Raw genomic sequence first — 21,504 nt, 5'->3', positions numbered from 1 at the left:
CGTGCAACTGTTCAGGTTGGTAATGGAACGGGCGGGAGACCGAGCCGGCTCACGGCGTCAAGCGCCAAGGACCCAACGGCTTCCCGCCCAACCCCATCCTGACAGACTTCCAAGACACAGGGACCCAGCATCCCTGCATCAGCATGGGCCCCGGCTCAGCAGCGCACCACTGCGTGATGCGCTGCGTCCGGGGCACGAGGGTTCCCGCAAAGCGCGTTGACCACCCCGCCCCACTGTCCTACATTAGAGCCGTTCCGAGGGGTGCTCCGAGGAGGAGCTGAGATACCGCTAAATGGGCAATAACGCCCAGGACCGCGGTGACCCTTTGAACCTGATCCGGGTCATGCCGGCGAAGGGACAGGGATGTTGCAAACGACCAAGCGACCGGATTCACCGGTATCCATCATCGGCGCAGGCATCGCCGGAGCCTGGCAAGCCTTGCTGTTCGCGCAGGCCGGCCATGCCGTGACCTTGCACGAGCGCGGTGACGAGGCGATGACGGACGCCACCAGCCACTGGGCCGGCGGCATGCTCGCGCCCTATTGCGAGGCCGAGGTCGCCGAACCCATCATCAGCCGCCTGGGGCTGCGCTCGCTCGACCTCTGGCGGCGCGAGCTGCCCGACACCCCATTCAACGGCTCGCTGGTCGTCGCCCATCCGCGCGAACGCAACGATTTCGAGCGTTTTGCGCGCATGACCGAGGACCACCGCCGGCTCGATGCCTCAGGCCTCGCCGCGCTCGAACCCTCGCTGGAGGGCCGCTTCCGCGACGCGCTGTTCTTCCCGGCCGAGGGCCATGTCGAGCCGCGCCGCGTGCTGCCGCAGTTGCACGATCGCATCCGCGCCGCCGGCGGCACCATCAAGTTTTCCAGCGACGTCGCAGCCGGAGATCTCGACGGCATCGTGATCGACTGCCGCGGCCTTGGCGCCCGCGACGAGCAGAGCGAGCTTCGCGGCGTCAAGGGCGAGATGATCCTGATCGAGACGGACGAGGTGCAGCTGGCGCGACCGGTGCGGCTGATGCATCCGCGCTGGCCGCTCTACGTGATCCCGCGCGAGGACAATCTGTTCATGCTGGGCGCGACCTCGATCGAGGCCGAGGACACCGGCGTCAGCGTCCGCTCCGCGCTGGAGCTCTTGGGCGCAGCCTACGCCGTGCACCCCGCGTTCGGCGAAGCCCGCATCGTGGAGTTCGGCTCGGGGCTTCGTCCCGCCTATCCCGACAATCTGCCGCGCATCGGCATTCGCGGCCGCAGGATCAGCGTCAACGGCCTCTATCGTCACGGCTTCCTGATCGCGCCGGCGCTCGCCGAGCTGACGCTTGCCTATGTCGAGCGCGGCCAGATCGACAACGAGGTGATGCAATGCGTTTGATCGTCAACGGCGAGCAGCGCGAGGTGAGTTCGGGAAGCGTCGATGCGCTGCTCGCGGAGCTCGACTACGAGGGCACGCATTTCGCGATCGCGCTGAACTACGACGTCGTGCCGAAGAGCCGCTGGGCCGAGACGGCACTGAAGGCCGGCGACGAGATCGAGATCATCACGCCGCGGCAGGGAGGGTGAGGGAGATGCTCTCGCCAAACACTCCGCTGTCATCGCCCGGCTTGACCGGGCGATCCAGTACACCGCGGCTTTACGGTTCCAGCCGCACCGCCGCGGCGTACTGGATCCCCGCCTTCGCGGGGATGACAGCTACATCTGGGCTGACAGCGTCATTCAAGGAGACACCTCCCACATGGTGACCTTCTACGGCAAATCCTTCGCCTCCCGCCTGCTGATCGGCAGCGCGCTCTATCCCTCGCCTGCGATCATGCAGAGCGCGATCCGCGCCTCGGGCTCGAACATCGTCACGGTGTCGCTGCGGCGCGAATCCGCCGGCGGCAAGACCGGGGACGCGTTCTGGAATCTGATCCGCGAGCTCGACGTCACCGTACTGCCGAACACCGCCGGCTGCCGCAGCGTGCGCGAGGCGGTGACCACGGCAAAGCTCGCACGCGAATTGTTCGGCACGAGCTGGATCAAGCTCGAAGTCATCGCCGACAACGACACGCTGCAGCCCGACGTCGTTGGCCTGGTCGAAGCGGCAAGCCTCCTGATCAAGGACGGCTTTGAAGTATTCCCCTATTGCACCGAGGATCTCTCGGTCGCCAACCGCCTGGTCGATGCCGGCTGCAAGGTGGTGATGCCATGGGCAGCTCCCATCGGTAGTGCCAAGGGCATCACCAATCGCGACGCGCTGAAGCTGCTGCGCGAGCGCCTGCCCGACATCACGCTGGTGGTCGACGCCGGCCTCGGCGCTCCCAGCCACGCCGCGCAGGCGCTGGAGCTCGGCTATGACGCCGTGCTGCTCAACACCGCGATCGCCAAAGCCGCCGACCCCGTCGCGATGGCGAAAGCCTTCCGCCTCGGCTGTGATGCCGGCCGCACCGCTTATGAAGCCGGGCTGATGAACGCCCGCGATTTCGCCTCCCCCTCCACCCCTGTCGTTGGGACTCCGTTCTGGCATGCCGTATCCTGATCGATTTTATCCCGTCGTCGACAGCCTCAAATGGGTCGAGCGGCTGACAAAGCTCGGCGTCGGCACTATCCAGCTGCGCGCCAAAGAGCTCAACGACGCCGACGCGCTGCAGATCGTCACCGACGCGCTGGCGATCACCAAGGACACGCAAGCCAAGCTGGTCGTGAACGACTATTGGCGCGCCGCCGTCGTCGCCGGCGCGAAATATCTGCATCTCGGTCAGGAGGATCTGGCGGAAGCCGACCTCAAGTCCATCCGCGAGGCGGGCCTCTCGCTCGGCATCTCCACCCATGATGATGCCGAGCTTGAAACCGCGCTCGAGGCCAAGCTCGACTACGTCGCGCTCGGCCCGATCTTCTTCACCACGCTCAAATCGATGCGCTTCGAGCCGCAGGGCATTCCGAAGATCACCGAATGGAAGAAGCGCATCGGCAGCATTCCACTGGTCGCAATCGGCGGCATCAAGTTCGAGCAAGCCGCGGAGATCTTTGCGGCGGGCGCGGATTCGATCGCGGTGGTGTCTGACGTCACGCAAAACGCCGACCCCGATGCCCGCGTGCGGCAATGGCTCGGCCTGTCCACGGAGGCTGCGTGATGCATGTCCGCCCCTCTTCATCCCGTCACCGCCGCGCAACGGCGCAGCCGTTGTCGCTGGAGGTGGCCGTTTCTTCAGCGGCCCTCGAAGGGCGACGGCCCGGCTCTTTCATCCTTCGAGGCGCGCAAGTGCGAGCACCTCAGGATGACGAGATTGAAATTGCACCCAGGAATTAAGAATTAAACCGGAGGATCCCATGAACATCCGCTCCAACCCCGACAAAACCGTCCCCGCCGTTACCACCGGCCCCCTTCCCTCCTCGCGAAAAATCTTCGCCTCGCCGGACGCTGCGCCCGATCTGCGCGTGCCGCTGCGCGAGATCATCCTGTCCGAGGGCGCGGGCGAGCCGAACCTGCCGGTGTACGACACCTCCGGCCCCTACACAGATCCGTCCGTGACCATCGACGTCAACGCCGGCCTCGCCCGTGACCGCAAGGCCTGGGTGCTGGAGCGCGACGGCGTCGAGGAATATCAGGGCCGGCAGATCAAGCCGGAGGACAATGGCAGCGTCTCCACCGACAAGGCCGCGCGCGCTTTCAGCGCCTACCACCAGCCGCTGCGCGGCCTCGACGGCCACAAGATCACCCAACTCGAATTCGCCCGCGCCGGCATCATCACCAAGGAGATGATCTACGTCGCCGCCCGCGAAAACCTCGGCCGCAAGCAGCAGCTCGAGCGCGCGGAAGCAGCCCTCGCCGACGGCGAGAGCTTCGGCGCATCGGTGCCCGCCTTCATCACCCCGGAGTTCGTCCGCGACGAGATCGCGCGCGGGCGCGCCATCATCCCCTCCAACATCAACCATTCCGAGCTCGAGCCGATGATCATCGGCCGCAACTTCCTGACCAAGATCAACGCCAATATCGGCAACTCCGCGGTGACGTCGTCCGTCGAGGAAGAGGTCGAGAAGATGGTGTGGGCGATCCGCTGGGGCGCCGACACCGTGATGGACCTCTCCACGGGGCGCAACATCCACACCACGCGCGAATGGATCTTGCGCAACTCGCCGGTGCCGATCGGCACCGTGCCGATCTACCAGGCGCTGGAGAAGTGCAACGGCGATCCGGTGGCGCTCACCTGGGAGCTCTACAAGGACACGCTGATCGAGCAGTGCGAGCAGGGCGTCGACTATTTCACCATCCACGCCGGCGTGCGCCTGCAATATATCCACCTCACCGCCAGCCGCGTCACCGGCATTGTCAGCCGCGGCGGCTCGATCATGGCGAAGTGGTGCCTGGCGCATCACAAGGAGAGCTTCCTCTATACGCATTTCGACGAGATCTGCGACCTCATGCGCAAGTATGACGTCTCGTTCTCGCTCGGCGACGGCCTGCGCCCCGGCTCGATCGCGGACGCCAACGACCGCGCGCAGTTCGCGGAGCTGGAGACGCTCGGCGAACTCACCAAGATCGCGTGGGACAAGGGCTGCCAGGTCATGATCGAAGGCCCCGGCCACGTGCCGATGCACAAGATCAAGATCAACATGGACAAGCAGCTGAAAGAGTGCGGCGAAGCCCCGTTCTACACGCTTGGACCTCTGACCACCGACATCGCGCCGGGCTATGACCACATCACCTCGGGCATCGGCGCCGCCATGATCGGCTGGTTCGGCTGCGCCATGCTCTGCTACGTCACGCCGAAGGAGCATCTCGGCCTGCCCGATCGCAACGACGTCAAGGTCGGCGTCATCACCTACAAGATCGCCGCCCACGCCAGCGATCTCGCCAAGGGCCACCCCGCCGCGCAACTGCGCGACGACGCCCTCTCCCGCGCGAGGTTCGACTTCCGCTGGAGCGACCAGTTCAACCTCGGCCTCGACCCGGATACGGCCAAGAACTTCCACGACGAGACCTTGCCGAAGGAAGCCCACAAGGTCGCGCATTTCTGCTCGATGTGCGGACCAAAGTTCTGCTCGATGAAGATCACCCAGGACGTGCGGGATTACGCGGCGACGCTGAACGACCCGAACAGCGTGGGCATGTCGATGGCCGGCACCGCCGAGGACGGCATGGCGAAGATGAGCGCGAAGTTCAAGGAGATGGGCTCAAGCGTTTATCTGGATGCGGAGAAGGTGAAGGAGAGCAATCGGGTGTTGTGAGGGGGCTGCAGTCGACAAGATCAACCTCACACCGAGTAAGAATTGAGGCCGGGCGACTGCCCGGCTTCTCGCATCTAGGCGTAATTTACAAACTGATCTTCTTGAGGTAGTATTCGATTTTCCCTCAACTCACTCGTCATTTTTTCGGGGGGTCGAATGACAAATCAGACATTGAGAACCCGACTCATTGCTGCCGGAGCGGCCGTTATAGTTATCCTCTTCATCTCCCTGTCCGAATATCTAACGAAAGACGCAAACAACAAAGCGACGTTCGTCGGGAGTAACGCCACTCTTTTCGCGTTACTCTTCGCCGCCTACCTAACGTATGTATTCCAGCAGCGAGGAAAGTTTGTTGATGAACTTCGCGGTTGGTGGAACGAGATGGTAGAAGCCAAATCGTTGTTCTTTGTGTACTGCGATAAGAAAAATCCGACGGAAGAGGACTACCTAAAGGGCTTTTACGCTCTCTCGACGTCTATGGACACATTACGTCTTATCTATTGCAACGTTCGACGGAGCGGACAGAACCCAAAGGGATATTACCCCTTTGAGCAGGTACGCGACATTATCGACGTAGCGCGATCGATCGCAGCCTCTGAGAGCCCAACCGCTCAAGATCGAACAAATGCTAAAGAGGCAATAAACCTAGTTTTTCAATCCCTCCGCCATGCCATACAAGCCGAAGCGAACGCATCGGTGCCTGATAATCCTACAGCATTTGATAGCCCCCATCGCGAGAAGTATGTCAAAGAGATACAAAGTGGAATCGGGCTTGATCTCTCGGTGATCCGAAAGGCCAATCAGGCGAAAACCTACTTCTCTCGACGGGAGAAGACGACTTGAATGTGCAGCCGCATTTGGCTGATGCCGATACGAAGCACTAGACGACTTTGCAGAGCTGCACGGGTTGACATAGATGCCCATCAAGCTTCCCCCATGGTGGATGGCCACTGAAATCCCTTTAATTGAAAACGATTGGAGAAACATAAGACTGTATTGTCGAAACTCTTCCCTTGAGACCCCATGGGATTGGAAGAACGCCATCTATCTAGTGAGGCTCTCGCCCCCATTTGCGATTAGATATTCCAGCTCTCTATTTAGCCCGCTCATTTATGTAGGCTCGGGCGCCATCAGACAACGCTGGGCGAATCATCGATGGTGGCTCGAGCGACTTGGATACTATCTACCCGGCGCACGATATGAGATTTGGGTTTCACGCCACGCTCAGTATAAGCGAATCGAGGCCGATGCGCTCTTCAACTTCCAAGCTCACGCGAAGCGCTTGCCTTTGATGAACAGAAGAATGGAAGCACAGCATCGCGGGGATGCAGACGATTACAGTGAGAATTACCACATCAACCTCATTGCCCCTGATAGACGTCATTTTTGGGCAATCGAGCCCATCGAAGAGGACGTATTGGAGTATTTCAACAAAGGAAAATTCGAAGAGCCTCCACCCGGTCTTGAACGATAATTCCATCATGCACGTTAGCGCGCTATTCGACTGTCAACATACGGACGCTCAACTTACCCGTGGCTTCCCTCCACCGCCTTCCCGACCAGCTCCGTCCCAACCTCCGCCTCGTCTTCGTCGGCACCGCCGCTTCGACGCGCTCGGCCGAGCTCGGGCACTATTACGCCCACCCCGGCAACCGCTTCTGGCGCGCGATCCATGAGGCCGGGATCACGCCGCGGCGCTATCAGCCGGGCGAGTTTGCATCGCTGATCGAGCTCGGGATCGGCTTCACCGATCTCTGCAAGACGGGCGCCGGGATGGATCACCAGATCGCGGCGGAGGCGATCGACGTATCAGGCTTCAGGGCGAAGATCGAAAACTACCGGCCGCGGACGATTGCGTTCACGAGCAAGAAGGCGGCGAGCTTGTTTTATGGCAGGCCGTCAGCTGCGATTGCGCTGGGGCGGCAAACGCGTGAGGAGAGCTGGCCGGAGGTGTTCGTGCTGCCGTCGCCGTCGGGTGCGGCGTCCGGGCATTGGACGCTGGAGCCTTGGCGGGGATTGGCGGCGTGGATCGCTGCGTAGGGTGGGCAAAGGCGCTCTTGCGCCGTGCCCACGATCTTTCCGTGGGTCCGGCAGAACGTGGGCACGGCGCGCGAAGGGCGCGCCTTTGCCCACCCTACGGGACGGGTCGTTTCGGTAATGGGACCGCCCGCAACAGATCAATCACGCGGTATGGGTCCCGGCGTTCGCCGGGACGACACCGTTGGTTTGGCTACACGCGTGGAAAGATCGAACCGTTGTCGGAATCCGCGCGGCCCAATCGTCCTCTGGCCACAAGCGCGACCCACATGGAGCCCTAGATGCCCCCCACCATCACCGCCTTCGAAAGCTCCCCCGACCGCGGCCGGGGACAGGCGCGCGACATGCGGGTTCGCTGGGCGCTCGAGGAAGTCGGGCAACCTTACGACGTTCACCTCGTCTCGTTCGCCGAGATGAAGGCGCCGGCGCATCGCGCGCGGCATCCGTTCGGGCAGATCCCGACCTATGAGGATGGCGATCTCACTCTGTTCGAGACGGGCGCGATCGTGCTGCATATCGCCGAGCGCAACGATGGCTTGCTCCCGAAGGACGCCAATGCGCGCGCCCGCGCGATCGCGTGGATGTTCGCCGCACTGAGCACGGTGGAGCCGCCGATCGTCGAGCTCACCGTGGCCATGCTGTTTGAGCGCGACAAGAGCTGGTACGCGGAGCGGCTGCCCATGCTCCAAGAGCGCGTCCGTGTCAGGCTCGGCGAACTGTCCCGCCACATTGGTGATGCCGACTGGCTCGACGGCGCCTTCGGCGCCGGCGACGTCATGATGGTGACGGTGCTGCGGCGGCTGAACACATCTGGCTTGCTCGACGAATATCCCGAGATCGCCGCCTATGTCGCGCGCGGTGAAGCGCGGCCGGCGTTCAGGCGAGCGTTCGATGCGCAGCTTGCGGTGTTTAGGGCTGCATCACAGTCGTAGGGTGAATTAGCCCCGGGCTGCGCGAAGCGCAGTCCCTCAGCGTAATCCACCTCTGTCGATATCCGCATCTCCCGCCGCCTCACTGAAACCGATACGTCATGGCGAACGTCGCCAGATGCGTCCGCATCGCGACGTCGTAGGTGTTGACGGACGGGTCGAACTCAGGTCGGCCGCTCGACCGTGCGACAGTGAAACCGGCGCTGCCGTAGTCGGCATAGCGGTATTCGGCGCGCGCGAGCCAATTGCCCCACAGCACCGTCTCCAGGCCGCCGCCGAGCGTCCAGCCCATCTTCGTGGTCGACGAATTGATGATCGGCGACGACAGCGCGAAGAAGCCGCTGCAATTGCGGCTGGTGCAGGTCGAGGTCAATTCAAAGTTCTGCCACGCCGCGCCGGCGGTGGCATAGAGCATGGTGTGGGGGTTGACGAGATAGCCGGCGCGCGCACGCAAGGATGCGTCCCAGCGGCTGCGGATCGAAAGGCTCTCGCCCGGTGCCTGGGAGTCGGCGAGATGGATGCTGGTAAAGCCCTCGCGCATGGTGGTGCGGTCGGCGAAGCCGACGTCGCCCTCGACGCCCGCGGTCCATTGCGGGGCGAGATGCCAGAGATAGCCCGCATAGGGCTGGCGCGAAACGCGGTGTTGTCCATCGGGCGGTTGTTGGCGCGCTTGGCGAGGTCGAACGCAGAGCCGCCAATGGTCTCCGACGTCGCCGTCAGGTCGGTGCGCGTGGCGCGCGCTCCGAGGCCAAGGCCGAGATACGCACCCGTCCAGGACGGCAGCATGGCGGCCTGCGCCTGCAGCGAATGCGAACCGCCACCGGTGACGGGAGCGCCGAACTTGTAGGCGAGGCCGACGCTCGCCGTGTGGGTCCGCAGACTGGTGTCGAAATTGTCGACCGTCAGCGTGGGCCCCGCGCCGCTTCTCGTGCGTGCGATGGCGAAGGGCGTGGTTCCGAAATCGGCATAGCGATAATCGGCCCGCAGCAGCCAGTTGCCCCATAGCGCGGTCTCGAGGCCGCCGCCGAGCGTCCACCCCGTCTTGATGGCGGAGTTCGACACCACAGCGGGCAGCGCATTGTTGCAGGTGGCGCCGACGCAAACCGAGGTGACGTCGAACTGCTGCCAGGCAAGTCCGCCCGTCACATAGGCCATTGTCGATGGCGTCAGCAGATAGCCGGCGCGGCCGCGCAGGCTGGCATCCCAGCCGGCCTCGAGTGCGAGGCTGTCGACGAGGAAGGTGGACGAGCCGGCCCGCGGCGAGGCGCGAAAGCCCTGGAGGATGGTGGTCTGGCGACCAAAGCCGACATCGCCTTCGACGCCGAGGACCCAGCTCGGTGCCACCTGCCAATTGAAGCCGGCATAGGGATTGACGCGAAGACCCGGGCCGTCGAACGGCTGACTGACGACGGCATCGCTGATGTCACGGGGAACGCCGTCCTCCAGCACCGATGTTGTGGTGAGGTCGGCGGCGGTCGATCGGAAGCCGAGGCCGAGGCCGGCATAGAAGCCGGTCCACGACGAGACCGCGACCGGCGGCGCCTTGGTGAACGGCTTTGCCGCGAAGTCCGCAGCCCGTGCCGGTGCTGCGAAGGCGAGCCCGACCAGAAGCGCTCCGCCGCAAGACAATGCCGGCATGTTTCGGCGGGTCGATGAACATCGCATGCCGGGCCCTGGCGCAATCATTTCAGGCCGAATCCATACTGCGAACGGGCGATATTTCGCGTCCTCCGATCGAACGACACCGCCCACAAGGCGCCGGACTGTTGCAAGCGTGTCACTGCGGCGATACGACTCCGGGTGGAAGGGAGCCGCCCATGCTGACCCTCTATTCCTATCCGCAACTGTTCGGCGTCGCCGACAACAATGGCTACGGTCTGAAGGTCTACGCCTTCTTGAAGCTCGCGAGCGTGGAGTTCGTGCACGAGCACATCTTCGATGCCTCGGCCGCACCGCGCGGGCAGCTGCCTTATGTCGTCGACGACGGCGAGAGCATCGGCGACAGCGAGACCATCATCGCGCATGCGATCGCGAAATATCGTCTCAACATCGATGCCGGACTTTCACCGGAGCAGCGCGGCACCAATCTCCTCGTCACGCGCATGCTCGACGATCTCTATTGGGTGATGTCGTATTCGCGCTGGAAGGACGAGCGCTATTATCCGGCGTTCCGCGACGGCTTTATTGCGCAGCATCCGCAAGTGAGTGCGGAAGGGTTCGAGAAGGCCAAGGCGTATAATGCGCAGCGCTATCACTACCAGGGCATCGGCCGCTACACGCCGGAGCAGGCTTACGCGCGGGGGCTCGCCGATTTGCAGGTGCTGGCCGAGATCGTGCCCGCCGTGGGCTTCGTGCACGGCGCGGCGCCAACGAGCGTCGATGCCGGCATCTACGGCTTTGTCGCGAACATCTATTATTTTCCGATCCCGACGCCGCTGAAGGCGTTCGTCGATGCGCAGAAGAATCTCGTCGCGCATTGCGAGCGGATTCATGCGATGGTCGGGAAATCGTAGGGTGGGTTAGCGCAGCGGCTGCGCGAAGCGCAGGCCGATGAGCGTAACCCACCTCTTCTCTTTCCGCGGTGACAGAAGTGGTGGGTTACGCCAAGGGGCTAACCCACCCTACGCAACCGCCCCTACCGCATCGTGATCGCAAGCCCGCTGAGATCCGCATTCGCCATCAACCCGACCTGCGTGCCGGACAGCTCCAGCACGGCGCCCTTCTGGTTGGTCAGCACGATGGCGCGGGCGCCGCGGCCCACTGCGATGCCCGCACCGGCGGCGCCATAAACGCCGGCGACGTCGGAGGGACGGTTGATGTTGGAGACGCGGCCGCGCAGCACCGTCTTGGAACCGCCGAAGACGAGACCGTAGTCGAGCCCGCCGGTGGACAGCCCATAGGAGCGGCCGCGGAAGTTGAGCACGCCGGAACCGCCGGAGCCGCCGATGATCCAGCCCGCCTTGTAGATCGTCAGCACCACGGTGCCGCCGTCGGCCAGCGCCGAGGTCGAGAGCCCGGCCAGGGCGGCAATGGCGACCAGCGCGGCGCGGAAGGTGGATGCAATCTTCATGGATGTCTCCGGGGGCTATTTTTCAAGGAGGGATTCGAATCAGACGCAGCGAATCTATCCGATCGATCGCGGCGGCAAAATGATGGGGCTGCCCTGAGACGCAAGGTGCAGAGTCGCACTCAACCGTCATCGCCCGGATTCAACCGGGCGATCCAGTATTCCAGAGGCGGCGGTGATTGAGCCGAGAGGCCGCGGCGTACTGGATGCCCCGGTCAAAGCCGGGGCATGACGGCGGAGGTTCGGGCACAAGGTCGCGCATCGCCATCATCCCATTCTGCCCTTGTTTTGCCCGACGGCGCAACTTGAATGTTTAGCCTTTACCGAATTATAAAAACTCAATGATCTCCACATGATCTCTACTGTGCATGGGGTTGTTTTCGCGTTTTTGTTCTTGCCCGTCTCCGCAACCCGATTGCAAGTCTCCCGCATGTCGCTACGCTCATGCGGGCTACGCGCCCGTTCCTACATTCGAGGTGATGCCATGCCGATCCAGCATTTCGCGCCCCCGCCGCACGTGAAAGCGCCGCCGCTGTCCTTTGCGACGCGCGTTGGCGATCTCCTGTTCGTCTCGGGCATTCCGGGCTTCGACGCCAATGGTGCGCTGCCCGACGGTTTCGAGGCGCAGTTCGCCAATGTCGTCGTCAACATCAAGCGCGTGCTGGACGAGGCCGGCGCCGGTGTCCGCGACCTCGTCAAGGTCAACGTGCTCTTGACGCGCGCCTCCGACGTCGCCGCCATGAACGCGCTCTATGCCGGCGCCTTCGGCCCGCCGCCCTATCCGGCGCGCACCACCTGCGTTGTGCAGGCCCTGCCCGACCCGAGGATGCTGATCGAGATCGAGGCGGTGGTCTCGCTGGCCAAGTGAGCTACTGAGCGTGTGGCTTGCCGGGCACGCGGCCGAACCAAATGCTTGGGGAACAGCTGACATGTCCGTGAACGGCAGCTCCCCGGCTTGCAAAGGACCTGCTTTTACCGCACGAATTTTTGCGCCCCACTTCCCCACAAGGAGATATTTCATGCGTCGCGTTCTCGCCCTCTGTGCCGTTGCCGGCATCGCCACCTCCGTCTTTGCCGTGCCGGCCTCGGCGGCGGTCGGCTATTACGTGATCCGCTGGGACAACACCGGCATCTGCCAGGTCTGGAACGAGGACCTGAAGTACAAGCCGTTCCAGTGGGGCGTGTCGACCTACAAGGTCGTCAGCAAGCCGCTCCCGACCTTCGCTGCCGCTTCCGACGTCCAGATCAAGATGCGCGCCGAGCGCCGCTGCACGCTCTGAGCTTTTGCAACGGACCGGATTCGAGGGCGGGTCGCGCGAGCGGCCCGCCTTCTTCTTTTTGTGAGACCCGCGCGTTTTCCGGCCGAAATCAGCCATTTTCCGCCCGCGCGCTTTGAACCTGACCGGCCTGCGGAACTACTCACATCTTGTCCGGGGCGCATCCCCAAGACGTCCCGCACCAGCCCTCCCCGTCATTGCCGGGAGGCACATCACATCATTCATTTGAGGAGCTGATCATGCGTCGTATTTCCGTGCTGTGCGCTGCCGCCGGTCTTGCCGTCACCGCCTTCGTCGCGGCGAGCCCAGCGGAAGCCAGCTATCACCTGATCCGCTGGCAGGACACGGGCCTCTGCCAGATCTGGGACGAGAGCATCCCGACCACGCCGTGGCCGGCCGGCTATCATCGCGCCAGCGCAACCGTGCCGACCTTCATCGACGCCCTCGCGGTGAAGGACGCCGCTCTGAAGAACGGTCAGTGCACCTGGTAAGATTTCGATCGGCGGACGAAGAGCGGGCAAGGACTATGCGTCCTTGCCCGCTCTCTTTTGTCCGCACTGCATAAGCCGAAGCCGTAGGGTGGGCAAAGCGACTTGTCTGCCGTAGTTCGAAGAGCGAAGGCGGAAGCGCGCCCACCAATTCCATTCGTGACGAAGATGGTGGGCACGGCGCTTTGCGCCTTTGCCCACCCTACGGGATATCGCGATGTGCGCAAAAGCCGAGGCGCTCTCACGCGTCCTTGTGCGCGCCGGGATGGATCAGGACGTCGCGCGCGGCGGCGAGGTCGATGAAGGCTTGCGTGCTGCCGCCGTGGTCGGGATGCATGCCCTTGGCGGCGCGGCGATAGGCCTGGTTGATGTCCTCGCAGGTGAGCTGCACCGCGAGCGGCAGGCCGAGCATCTTGCGGGCGCGATCCTCGCTGGACAGCTGTTTCGGCGTGGCGTTGCGACGGCCGAAGCGCGGCGCGGTCAGATCATGAACGACTTCGAGAACGACGCCGATGCGGCGCTGGGCCGCCAGCGTGACGCCATGATCGTCATTGTCGACCGCCTGGCGCAGCACCGGAAGCGCCTGCTCGGCGGCCTGGCGCAGCGTGGCATCGACGCTCATCCGCGCGATCTCGGCCACGAGCCGGCCCGCCTCGGCCCAATCGGCCGATTGCGCCGACCGCAGGCGTTCGAGGGCGAGTTTCCAGGAGTCGAGCCGTTCCATCATGCGCGCAACGTTTAGCAATGAAGATCAGTATGCCAAGGCTGCCGTTTCCGACCCCTTAATTTCGAGTTAGCGTTTCGTGAAACTTCGAAACGAAATCGGGAGGAAAATGTCATGGCATTGCTCGCAAACCACATCGCCGTCATCACCGGCGCCGGCTCCGGTATCGGCCGGGCCATCGCGGCGGGCTACGCCCGTGAGGGCGCGCAAGTGGTGCTGCTCGACGTCAATGCCGACACGGTCGCGGAGGCCGCCCAGGAGATCCGCAAAGCGGGCGGCAAGGCCGAGAGTTTTGCGCTCGACGTGACCCGGCGCGAGGACTGTTTTGCGCTCGCCAAGCAGGTCGCGGGCGAGGTCGGGCCGGTCTCGATCCTCGTCAACAATGCCGGCATTACTCGCCGCAACGCCTTCACCGCGGAGACCGAGACGGTGGCGAAGGACTGGAACGATATCATCTCGCTCAACCTCAACGGCGTCTTCAACATGACGCAGGCCTTCCTCGCACCCTTGCGCGCGAGCAAAGGCCGCATTGTCAATATCGGCTCGATCCAGTCCTTCGTGCATCTGCGCACGCCGAGCTCGGCGGCCTACACGGCCTCGAAACACGGCGTGCTCGGCTTCACCAAGGCGCTCGCGGTCGAGCTCGGCAAGGAAGGCGTCCGCGTCAACGCGATCGGGCCCGGCTTCATCGAGACCAACATCAACGCCAATGTGCGCGCGACCAATCCGGCGCTGGTGCAGGCCTTCGTCGACCACACCCCGCTGGCGCGCACCGGCAAGCCCGAGGATATCGTCGGGCCCGCGATCTTCCTCGCGTCGGATCTGTCGGCCTATGTCACGGGAACGATCGTGATGGTGGACGGCGGCTACCGGACGGTGTGAGGCGCGACTCACTATCCCCGCGCACAGGATCATCGTCCGCCTTGTAGGCAATTGCGCCACTGGACCGGACGATGACACCGCGTGTGTGGAAGAGATAGTCCCGCATCACGATGCATCTGGCGCCAATCGCGGCGGCTTAGCGGCATTCCTGGGGTCAATTGGTGCGTTCGTCCGCGATTAACCTTTCATTAACCAAACCCGACCACCGTAGATCCACGGCTTGGGGGTCGTTGGTTCTCGATCCGCTTCCAAAGATGGCAGCGGGCGTTGATCGGGAGGTGTGTTGATGACCACTGTTCATGTCGCTGCGTCCGAGTCGGGCGCGCAATTCCTTGCCCCTAACCAGATCGTTCCGCTTCTGATCGGCGCAACCGTCGACGAGGTCGAGCGCGAGCTCGTGCTTCAGACGCTTGCGCGCTGCGACGGCAACCGCACCCGCGCATCGCGCGTGCTCGGCCTGTCGGTGCGTACGCTGCGCAACAAGATCAGGATCTACGCGGCGTCCGGCATCGACGTGCCCGCCTATCAGGATTAGGCGTCCGAGGACGCGCCGCTGAATCAATCCGCCGATGATGACCGCAAGCGCGATCATCACGACCGAGGCTGTCAGCGCCGCGTGCGGCCGATTGATGTTGATCAAGCGTGGTGAGCTGTCCCGGCGGAATTGCTGCTGTCGTCAAACGCCGCTAAGTAGCTTGCTTCCGGTCAAGGGAGCAGCGGCGTGGCAGACGAACATAAACGGCAGGGATCTCAAGGGCCGCGCGGACGGCAGGGTGAACCGGGACGGCCGGGACCGCAGGGTCATCCCGGCCGGCGCGGTCCCGACGGCGCGCGCGGCAAGCCGGGTCCGCAAGGCAAGCCGGGGACGATCGGAAAGGCGGGACCTCAGGGCAAGCCCGGTCCGCAAGGCAAGCAGGGCGAGGCTGGCCCACGTGGAGCCGCCGGCGCGCAGGGATCTGCCGGACCGCAGGGGCCGGCGGGGCCGCAAGGCCCGCGCGGCGAGGCTGGGCCGGCAGGTCAATTGCCCTCGATCGAACAGGTGCTGCCGTGGCTCGATCAGCTGTTCGACGCCTGGGACGAGCGCCGCCGCCAGCGCGAGCGCGACGCCGCCGAGCGCGAAGCGCTCGAGGCCGCCGTGCAGGAGCCCGATGAGGCCATCGTCGACGACGAGAGCGACGACGGCGAAGGCGACGAGCACAGGAAGAAGAAGAAAAAGAAGAAGTACCGGGATTAGCGATGCCGGTGCCCCGGACCCAGCGCAGCACGCAGTGATGCGCTGCTGAGCCGGGGCCCATATCACCGAGACCTGCGCGGACGATGACTGGGTCCCGGCTCTGCGGAGCGGCACTTCGCGCCGCACCGCGTCCGGGACACGAGCCAAATCAAGACGCGCCGGAAGCGTCATCCTTGTGCGGCAGCATGCCCATGCGCTCGAACTGCCAGCGCATGGCGCGATACCAGAGATAGCCCACCGCCGCGCCGCACAGGGCCAGGATGATCACGTTCGCGCTCGAGAACGAACCGCTCCACCACATCATCCACGCGGTCCATAGCAGCGTGAAGACGATGGCACCTGCTTTCAGCGGAAGAAGGGGGCGGCTCATGATCCTGCTCCGGGCTGTTAAAATCCCGGCGGACATCATTGCAGGAGGAGACGCCCCCGTACCGTGAGCCAGATCACGGAACGCTTTGGCCGCGCCCTCTAAAGCGCGATGAGATTAGGATGAATCGTCATCGCACTTTAGTTTGTTGTTTGAGCATGATCTTTTCGGAAAACCGCTGCACACTTTTCCGGATCATGCTCTAACCGAAGCGCAGCCGCGATCGCTCCCTGGCCCTTTCCGCCTCGACCTCGCGGTCCCGCGCCGGCGCATGGGTGTGCAGCGAGGTCAGGAGATTTCGCGCAGCCTCCGAGACCTCGGCCACTGCGCGGTCGAACGCCGCCTCGTTGGCCTGCGACGGCTTGTTGAAGCCGGACAGTTTTCGCACGAACTGGAGCGCGCTGGCGTGGATCTCATCCTCCGTCGCCGGCGGCTCGAAGTTGAACAGCGTCTTGATGTTGCGGCACATGCAGGGGCCTCTTCCGGATGTTTTCTTGAAGACGATCGGCGGAGCCGAAATCCTACATCCCTCCGTGCATTTCTGCTAAGTTCCACCGCAACGCGGCCGCCGACCATGAGCCGCAATGGGGAGAGAAACATGAAGGCTTCCTGCGCCGCGCTGTCGGCTGCCCTGCTGTCCTTTTCAATGCCGGTCCTGGCCGCGGATTATCCGGCACCCAAGCAGGGCGACTGGATCGCCAGAGATTTCAAGTTCCACACCGGCGAGACCATGCCGGAGCTGAAGCTGCACTACACCACAATCGGCGAGCCCTCGGGCCAACCTGTGCTGGTGCTGCACGGCACCGGCGGATCCGGCGCAAGCATGCTGTCACCCGCGTTCGCCGGGGAGCTGTTCGGCGCGGGGCAACCGCTCGACGCCTCCAAATATTACATCATCCTTCCCGACGGCATCGGTCATGGCAAATCGTCGAAGCCCTCCGACGGGATGAAGACGAGCTTCCCGAAATACGATTACGACGACATGGTCGAGGCGCAGCATCGCCTGGTGACGGAGGGCCTCGGCGTCAAGCACCTGCGGCTCGTCATCGGCAATTCGATGGGCGGCATGCACACCTGGCTGTGGGGCGAGAAATATCCGAACGCGATGGACGCGCTGATCCCGATGGCCTCGCAGCCGACCGAGATGGCGTCGCGCAACTGGATGCTGCGGCGGATCATGCTCGACACCATCCGCAACGACCCCGACTACAATGGTGGCAATTACGCCAGCCAGCCGCGCATGATGAAATATGCCATCACCGCCTACGGCATCGCCAGCATCGGCGGCACGCTGGCCTATCAATCGCAGGCGCCGACCGCGGCCAAGGCCGACAAGATCGTCGACGACCGGCTGGCGGCGCCGATCACGGCGGATGCCAACGACTTCGTCTACCAGTGGGAGTCCTCGCACGACTATAATGCCGGCGAGAAGCTGGAAGCCATCGAAGCATCGCTGCTGCTGATCAATTCCGCCGACGACGAGCGCAACCCGCCCGAGACCGGCATCACGGACGCGGCCATGAAGCGGGTCAAAAACGGCCGCCTCTATCTGATCCCGGCGAGCGCCGAGACGCGCGGCCACGGCACCACCGGCAACGCGAAATTCTACAGCGAACAGGTGCGGCAATTGCTGGAGAGCACGCCGCAACAAACGATCGGATCGGCGCGCCGCTGATTTTGCAGCGCATCATGTGCGGCAATTCGGAGCCGCATATTATTTGGGCATGCAATGCGCTGACAGCTCGGGCTTAATCGCGTCACCGATGGAATCGACGCGAGCAAGACTGGCGCGCGAATAGCGGGACGCGACGAGGAGGGATCGCATGCACAGGCTCGCACTGTGCGTTTGGCTGGTCGCGATGACGGCGCTGACCAGCGCCGCACTCGCATTCGACAACGGGCAATATGACCACATCCCGCCCGATATCCGCGCCTGGTTCAAGAGCGTGATCGCGCCGAACGGCGTGCCCTGCTGCGACGTCTCGGACGGCCATCGCACCGACTACGATGTGCGCAGCGGTGCTTATTGGGTGCCGATCGAAGGACAATGGATGGAGGTGCCCGAGCGCGCCATCATCCGCGACCGGGGCAATCCGGTCGGCCAGGCCGTGGTGTGGTACGTTCGCCACCGCGGCGCCATCATCATCAGCTGCTTCGTGCCGGCGGATGCCGTGTAAAACGTCTTTATCGATTCCATTGGCTGGAGGCGGCCCGATCGGGTAGCTTGCCGCCAAGCTGAAGCAGGCCGCCGTTGACCGATCTTTGCGCCGAAGACCTCACCACCATCTATGCCAAGCCGAGCCCGCGCGTGATCGCCAAAGCGCGTCCCGCGATCGATGCGCATGCGAAGAAGTTCATCGAGATGTCGCCGTTCTGCGTACTCGCGACGTCGGGCGCGGACGGCAGCGTCGATGCCTCGCCACGCGGCGGCGGCACCGGCTTTGTCCACGTCGCCGGTCCCAACCAATTGCTGATGCCTGACCGTTCCGGCAACAACCGGATCGACAGTTTTCGCAACGTCGTCGAAGGCTCGGGCTTCGTGCATCTGTTGTTCTTCGTGCCCGGCATCGACGAGACGCTACGCGTCGGCGGACGCGGCACGCTGTCGGCCGATCCGGATCTGCTCGCCGCGATGGTGGAATTCGGCAAGCCGCCGCGCGCGGTGCTGAACGTCGCCGTCAGCGAAGTCTATTTCCATTGCGGCAAAGCGCTGATGCGCTCGAAGCTGTGGTCGCCGGAGAAAGTGCAGCGCTCGGTGATGCCCAGCATCGTCACGGTCATTCACGACCAGACCGGCCTCGGCGAACCGGCGAGCCAGGAGACCGTGGAAGAGATCTACAAGACGCAGTTGTAGGCGTAGCTGTCGCGACGATCACAGTGTCGTCCCGGACAAGCGAAGCGCAGATCCGGGATCCATAGCCACAGGGAGTGGTTTGAGGAAGACTCGTGGTTACAAGTTGCGCGCTACGACCACCTTCTGTGGTTATGGGTCCCGGCGTTCGCCGGGACGACATCGAAGCAAGCGCCTGGTGGCCGGAGCTTAATGCCCCTCACCCTCGAGCCCACCGACGTGCTTCTGAGTGTAGAGCTCGAGGCCGATGCGGCCGATCAGGTCGAGCTGGGTTTCGAGGAAGTCGATGTGGTGCTCCTCGTCGCTCATCAGCTTCTCGAACAGGTCACGCGTGACGTAGTCCTTGACGCCGTGGCAGTAGGTCGCCGCTTCCTGGTAGAGCGCACGCGCGCTCATCTCGGCAGCGAGGTCGCACTCGATGATCTCCTTGACGTTCTGGCCGATGCGCAAGGGATCGAGCACCTGCATGTTCGGAAAGCCGTCGAAGAACAGGATGCGCGCGGTGAGCTTGTCGGCGTGCTCCATCTCCTCGATGGACTCCTTGCGCCAGACCTTGGCCATGTCGAGGAGGCCCCAATTGTCGAGGAAGCGGTAGTGCAGCCAGTACTGGTTGATCGCAGTCAGTTCGTGACGCAGTGCCTTGTTGAGATAGTCGATGACTTTTGCGTCGCCCTGCATGGTTCACTCCAGCTCTTGCAGTCCAAATCGGCCCAAAACCGAATTTAGAATGCTTCTAAGTCAGTTTACGAATGAGGGCAACTGGCTACGGCGGCGCAGCCGGGGGAAAAGCTCAGCCGAGCTGGCGAGGGCTTTCAGCAGGCCGCGAGGGCAAACTGGGCGGGCTCGGCCGCCTCGTCATTGGCAGCCACAGTGTGGTTGTGCGGGCAGCCGGCACAGCAGGACTGGGCGCAGGGGCCAAGGGCTTCGTCGATGATGGTCTTGATCGTCCGGGCGCAGCGGCCGCATTCGGCGCTACAGCCGAGGCATCCATAGACCTGCTTGGCATGGCGCACGGCGTCATCGGACTCGGCGACGGCGGCGCGGATGTCGTCATCGCTCAGCACGTTACAGGAACAAACGATCATGGAAGCGGCAGGCCCTTCGGTGATGCGTCATCATCGATATTTAACGGGCCCGCCGGATGCAAAAGGAAAAAGCGGTATTTCAAGCTATTCCAAACTGGCCCAAAAGCAGCCTAGAACGGTCCTAAATTTCAGCGTTGCGCTGGATCAAGATTGGAGCGGATCTAATCGCCGCCACCGCCTCCCCCACCGTCGCCGCCGCCTCCGCAATCGCCGCCACTGCTGCCGCTATCGCTGCTGGAACAGCTGCCGCCGTCGGTCGAGCTGCTTGAGCTGTCGCTGGAAAACCAGCTTCCCAGTGAGAAGCCGTTATTGCTGACCGAATAGGTGTCGCCGCTGCTACTGCCATCGCCACCCGCCCCGGCGCGGGAGCGCCGCTGGCCGCGGTTCTGGAGATGGGTGATCCAGCCGTAACCGATCGCGGACACGACCCCGGCAGCAATCAATGCATTGATCATCGCGTTGCCCATCATCGCCTCATGGCCGAGCCTGCGGTCCATATCAATTGGTCGCCCGCCACCAAGGTGCCGTTCATTGATCATTCAAACGAAGTATGGAACTCTGCTCCCAAAGGGTTCCCGCGTGTTCGTACGAAAGGTCAAGCCGATGAAGAAATTGCTCCTGACGGTCGCCGCCGTCGCCTCCCTGGCCCTTGCGGCCGGAACACCAGCCCATGCACAGCGCGGCGTCGCGGCGGGCGTGGCGGCCGGCATCATCGGCGGCGCCATTGTCGGCGGCGCGCTGGCCTCTCCGTATTATTACGGACGCGGCCCCGGTTATTACGAACCCGGCTATTACCCGCCCCGTTACTATGCGCCGGGTCCGGGCTATGTCTCTGACGACTATTATGGCGGCGGCTGCGTCTGGCAGAAGCAGCGCTTCTGGGACGGCTATGCCTGGCGCGCCCGCCGCGTCAGAGTCTGCGGCTGAGGCGACTCGAACCGGTCCATCGCGACCGCTTCGGCTGACCGGTTCGCTACGGATGCGCCGTTCATCTCCGGGCCCGAAAAAGACCGCTTTTTCTCGTCACAGCTCCGTGCGCGTTTACCGTGGGTTGACCAATTGCGCGCTTCCTAGCTGCACGGCCAATTCCATCAGCGTGAACCTTTGAAACCCGGGCGCCTCTAACAAGAGGAACCATCTCCCAGGAGAGCCAAGAGCATGAAGAAGACTTTAGTTGCCGCCCTCACGGTTGCGACGGTCGCCGGTTCGCTGGTGACTGCCACTCCGTCCGCGAAGGCGCATGACGGCATCGGCGCTGGGCTCGCTGCCGGCCTGATCGGCGGCGCGATCGTCGGCGGCGCCATTGCATCGAGCCGCCCCGCCTATGGCGGCCCCGTTTACGTCGCCGAACCCGGC

29 protein-coding genes, 1 pseudogene and 1 riboswitch are annotated in these 21,504 nt (G+C 63.6%); of the genes and pseudogenes, 21 read left to right on the top strand and 9 right to left on the bottom strand.

What is annotated here, in order from left to right; genetic code table 11:
* The first annotated feature begins 247 nt into the window (after nt 1–247).
* Nucleotides 248–376: riboswitch (TPP riboswitch) on the top strand.
* The 9 genes from CV770_RS35580 (at nt 364) to CV770_RS35540 (ending at nt 8,176) form a co-directional block, all read left to right on the top strand.
* Complete coding sequence (locus tag CV770_RS35580) at nt 364–1,374, top strand: FAD-dependent oxidoreductase (protein ID WP_091966120.1); 1,011 nt, start codon at nt 364–366, stop codon at nt 1,372–1,374. Its footprint overlaps the riboswitch before it by 13 nt.
* Complete coding sequence (gene thiS, locus CV770_RS35575; RefSeq protein ID WP_104465665.1) at nt 1,365–1,562, top strand: sulfur carrier protein ThiS; 198 nt, start codon at nt 1,365–1,367, stop codon at nt 1,560–1,562. The genes CV770_RS35580 and thiS overlap by 10 nt, the downstream gene beginning before the upstream one ends.
* A 172-nt stretch (nt 1,563–1,734) precedes the next feature.
* The gene (locus CV770_RS35570) at nt 1,735–2,517 is read left to right on the top strand and encodes a thiazole synthase (protein WP_104465664.1); all 783 of its coding nucleotides are present in this window, start codon (nt 1,735–1,737) and stop codon (nt 2,515–2,517) included.
* Nucleotides 2,504–3,112, top strand: a complete 609-nt coding sequence (locus CV770_RS35565) for a thiamine phosphate synthase (RefSeq protein WP_104465663.1) — start codon at nt 2,504–2,506, stop codon at nt 3,110–3,112. The genes CV770_RS35570 and CV770_RS35565 overlap by 14 nt, the downstream gene beginning before the upstream one ends.
* Nucleotides 3,113–3,308: 196 nt before the next feature.
* Entirely contained in the window at nt 3,309–5,207 is a 1,899-nt protein-coding gene (thiC, locus tag CV770_RS35560) for a phosphomethylpyrimidine synthase ThiC (protein WP_104465662.1), read from the top strand.
* Nucleotides 5,208–5,363: 156 nt separating this feature from the next.
* On the top strand, nt 5,364–6,050 hold the full coding sequence (locus CV770_RS35555; protein WP_104465661.1) for a hypothetical protein: 687 nt from the start codon (nt 5,364–5,366) through the stop codon (nt 6,048–6,050).
* Nucleotides 6,051–6,123: 73 nt separating this feature from the next.
* Nucleotides 6,124–6,681, top strand: coding sequence for a hypothetical protein (locus CV770_RS41875; RefSeq protein ID WP_146101415.1), 558 nt, complete (start codon nt 6,124–6,126; stop codon nt 6,679–6,681).
* A gap of 59 nt (nt 6,682–6,740) precedes the next feature.
* Entirely contained in the window at nt 6,741–7,247 is a 507-nt protein-coding gene (locus tag CV770_RS35545; protein ID WP_201760179.1) for a mismatch-specific DNA-glycosylase, read from the top strand.
* Between the two features lie 278 nt (nt 7,248–7,525).
* Nucleotides 7,526–8,176: a glutathione S-transferase family protein gene (locus tag CV770_RS35540; protein ID WP_104465658.1), complete on the top strand. Its 651-nt coding sequence runs from the start codon at nt 7,526–7,528 to the stop codon at nt 8,174–8,176.
* A gap of 79 nt (nt 8,177–8,255) precedes the next feature.
* Here CV770_RS35540 and CV770_RS43590 read toward each other — a convergent pair whose 3' ends face one another.
* On the bottom strand, nt 8,256–8,714 hold the full coding sequence (locus CV770_RS43590; RefSeq protein WP_245453947.1) for an outer membrane protein: 459 nt from the start codon (nt 8,712–8,714) through the stop codon (nt 8,256–8,258).
* Between the two features lie 821 nt (nt 8,715–9,535).
* Nucleotides 9,536–9,811, bottom strand: a pseudogene (locus tag CV770_RS43585) (outer membrane protein); the annotation flags it as partial.
* Between the two features lie 179 nt (nt 9,812–9,990).
* On the opposite strand from CV770_RS43585, the gene CV770_RS35530 reads away from it, so the two are divergent.
* Nucleotides 9,991–10,686, top strand: coding sequence for a glutathione S-transferase family protein (locus CV770_RS35530; protein WP_104465657.1), 696 nt, complete (start codon nt 9,991–9,993; stop codon nt 10,684–10,686).
* 122 nt (nt 10,687–10,808) lie between these two features.
* Here CV770_RS35530 and CV770_RS35525 read toward each other — a convergent pair whose 3' ends face one another.
* Nucleotides 10,809–11,243 carry a hypothetical protein gene (locus tag CV770_RS35525; RefSeq protein ID WP_165637820.1) on the bottom strand — a complete coding sequence of 145 codons (435 nt, stop codon included), beginning with the start codon at nt 11,241–11,243 and terminating at the stop codon, nt 10,809–10,811.
* A 481-nt stretch (nt 11,244–11,724) separates the two neighbouring features.
* Between CV770_RS35525 and CV770_RS35520 the strand changes: the two genes are divergently transcribed.
* The 3 genes from CV770_RS35520 (at nt 11,725) to CV770_RS35510 (ending at nt 13,008) form a co-directional block, all read left to right on the top strand.
* Nucleotides 11,725–12,108 carry a RidA family protein gene (locus tag CV770_RS35520; RefSeq protein WP_091966129.1) on the top strand — a complete coding sequence of 128 codons (384 nt, stop codon included), beginning with the start codon at nt 11,725–11,727 and terminating at the stop codon, nt 12,106–12,108.
* A 151-nt stretch (nt 12,109–12,259) separates the two neighbouring features.
* Nucleotides 12,260–12,520, top strand: coding sequence for a hypothetical protein (locus tag CV770_RS42890; RefSeq protein ID WP_165637821.1), 261 nt, complete (start codon nt 12,260–12,262; stop codon nt 12,518–12,520).
* Nucleotides 12,521–12,756: 236 nt separating this feature from the next.
* Entirely contained in the window at nt 12,757–13,008 is a 252-nt protein-coding gene (locus CV770_RS35510) for a hypothetical protein (RefSeq protein WP_038947729.1), read from the top strand.
* Between the two features lie 238 nt (nt 13,009–13,246).
* On the opposite strand, the gene CV770_RS35505 is transcribed toward CV770_RS35510, so the two are convergent.
* Nucleotides 13,247–13,732, bottom strand: coding sequence for a molecular chaperone DnaJ (locus tag CV770_RS35505; RefSeq protein ID WP_091966130.1), 486 nt, complete (start codon nt 13,730–13,732; stop codon nt 13,247–13,249).
* Between the two features lie 111 nt (nt 13,733–13,843).
* On the opposite strand from CV770_RS35505, the gene CV770_RS35500 reads away from it, so the two are divergent.
* The 3 genes from CV770_RS35500 (at nt 13,844) to CV770_RS35490 (ending at nt 15,845) form a co-directional block, all read left to right on the top strand.
* On the top strand, nt 13,844–14,611 hold the full coding sequence (locus CV770_RS35500; RefSeq protein ID WP_104465656.1) for an SDR family NAD(P)-dependent oxidoreductase: 768 nt from the start codon (nt 13,844–13,846) through the stop codon (nt 14,609–14,611).
* Between the two features lie 286 nt (nt 14,612–14,897).
* Complete coding sequence (locus CV770_RS35495; RefSeq protein ID WP_028145592.1) at nt 14,898–15,146, top strand: helix-turn-helix domain-containing protein; 249 nt, start codon at nt 14,898–14,900, stop codon at nt 15,144–15,146.
* A 186-nt stretch (nt 15,147–15,332) separates the two neighbouring features.
* A complete protein-coding gene (locus tag CV770_RS35490) occupies nt 15,333–15,845 on the top strand; it encodes a collagen-like domain-containing protein (RefSeq protein WP_104465655.1) in 513 nt (170 codons plus the stop codon).
* A gap of 148 nt (nt 15,846–15,993) precedes the next feature.
* Here the strand turns inward: CV770_RS35490 and CV770_RS35485 are convergent, their stop codons facing one another.
* Together CV770_RS35485 and CV770_RS35480 are read right to left on the bottom strand one after the other, a co-directional pair.
* Nucleotides 15,994–16,215, bottom strand: a complete 222-nt coding sequence (locus CV770_RS35485; protein WP_104465654.1) for a hypothetical protein — start codon at nt 16,213–16,215, stop codon at nt 15,994–15,996.
* Between the two features lie 199 nt (nt 16,216–16,414).
* Nucleotides 16,415–16,681, bottom strand: a complete 267-nt coding sequence (locus tag CV770_RS35480) for a DUF2277 domain-containing protein (protein WP_104465653.1) — start codon at nt 16,679–16,681, stop codon at nt 16,415–16,417.
* 129 nt (nt 16,682–16,810) lie between these two features.
* Here CV770_RS35480 and CV770_RS35475 point away from each other — a divergent pair, with 129 nt between their 5' ends.
* From CV770_RS35475 to CV770_RS35465, 3 genes are all read left to right on the top strand, one after another.
* Entirely contained in the window at nt 16,811–17,887 is a 1,077-nt protein-coding gene (locus CV770_RS35475) for an alpha/beta fold hydrolase (protein WP_104465668.1), read from the top strand.
* Nucleotides 17,888–18,035: 148 nt separating this feature from the next.
* Complete coding sequence (locus tag CV770_RS35470) at nt 18,036–18,389, top strand: hypothetical protein (RefSeq protein ID WP_028145598.1); 354 nt, start codon at nt 18,036–18,038, stop codon at nt 18,387–18,389.
* Nucleotides 18,390–18,463: 74 nt separating this feature from the next.
* Complete coding sequence (locus CV770_RS35465; RefSeq protein WP_091966136.1) at nt 18,464–19,066, top strand: MSMEG_1061 family FMN-dependent PPOX-type flavoprotein; 603 nt, start codon at nt 18,464–18,466, stop codon at nt 19,064–19,066.
* Between the two features lie 186 nt (nt 19,067–19,252).
* On the opposite strand, the gene bfr is transcribed toward CV770_RS35465, so the two are convergent.
* From bfr to CV770_RS35450, 3 genes are all read right to left on the bottom strand, one after another.
* Entirely contained in the window at nt 19,253–19,741 is a 489-nt protein-coding gene (bfr, locus tag CV770_RS35460; RefSeq protein WP_011089420.1) for a bacterioferritin, read from the bottom strand.
* 134 nt (nt 19,742–19,875) lie between these two features.
* A complete protein-coding gene (locus CV770_RS35455) occupies nt 19,876–20,148 on the bottom strand; it encodes a (2Fe-2S)-binding protein (protein WP_018318601.1) in 273 nt (90 codons plus the stop codon).
* A 161-nt stretch (nt 20,149–20,309) separates the two neighbouring features.
* Nucleotides 20,310–20,618 (bottom strand): hypothetical protein, encoded by a 309-nt coding sequence (locus CV770_RS35450; RefSeq protein WP_104465667.1) that lies wholly within the window; start codon nt 20,616–20,618, stop codon nt 20,310–20,312.
* A 133-nt stretch (nt 20,619–20,751) separates the two neighbouring features.
* Between CV770_RS35450 and CV770_RS35445 the strand changes: the two genes are divergently transcribed.
* Complete coding sequence (locus CV770_RS35445; protein WP_104465666.1) at nt 20,752–21,075, top strand: hypothetical protein; 324 nt, start codon at nt 20,752–20,754, stop codon at nt 21,073–21,075.
* A gap of 231 nt (nt 21,076–21,306) precedes the next feature.
* Nucleotides 21,307–21,504, top strand: a 198-nt coding sequence (locus CV770_RS35440; RefSeq protein ID WP_104465652.1) for a hypothetical protein, incomplete at its 3' end; no start/stop codon positions are given.

This window comes from Bradyrhizobium sp. AC87j1, from assembly GCF_002936975.1.
In the GTDB taxonomy this organism is placed as follows: Bacteria; Pseudomonadota; Alphaproteobacteria; order Rhizobiales; family Xanthobacteraceae; genus Bradyrhizobium; species Bradyrhizobium shewense.
Note: the sequence above shows the minus strand (reverse complement) of the source record. Positions and strands in the feature narration are given on the sequence as shown.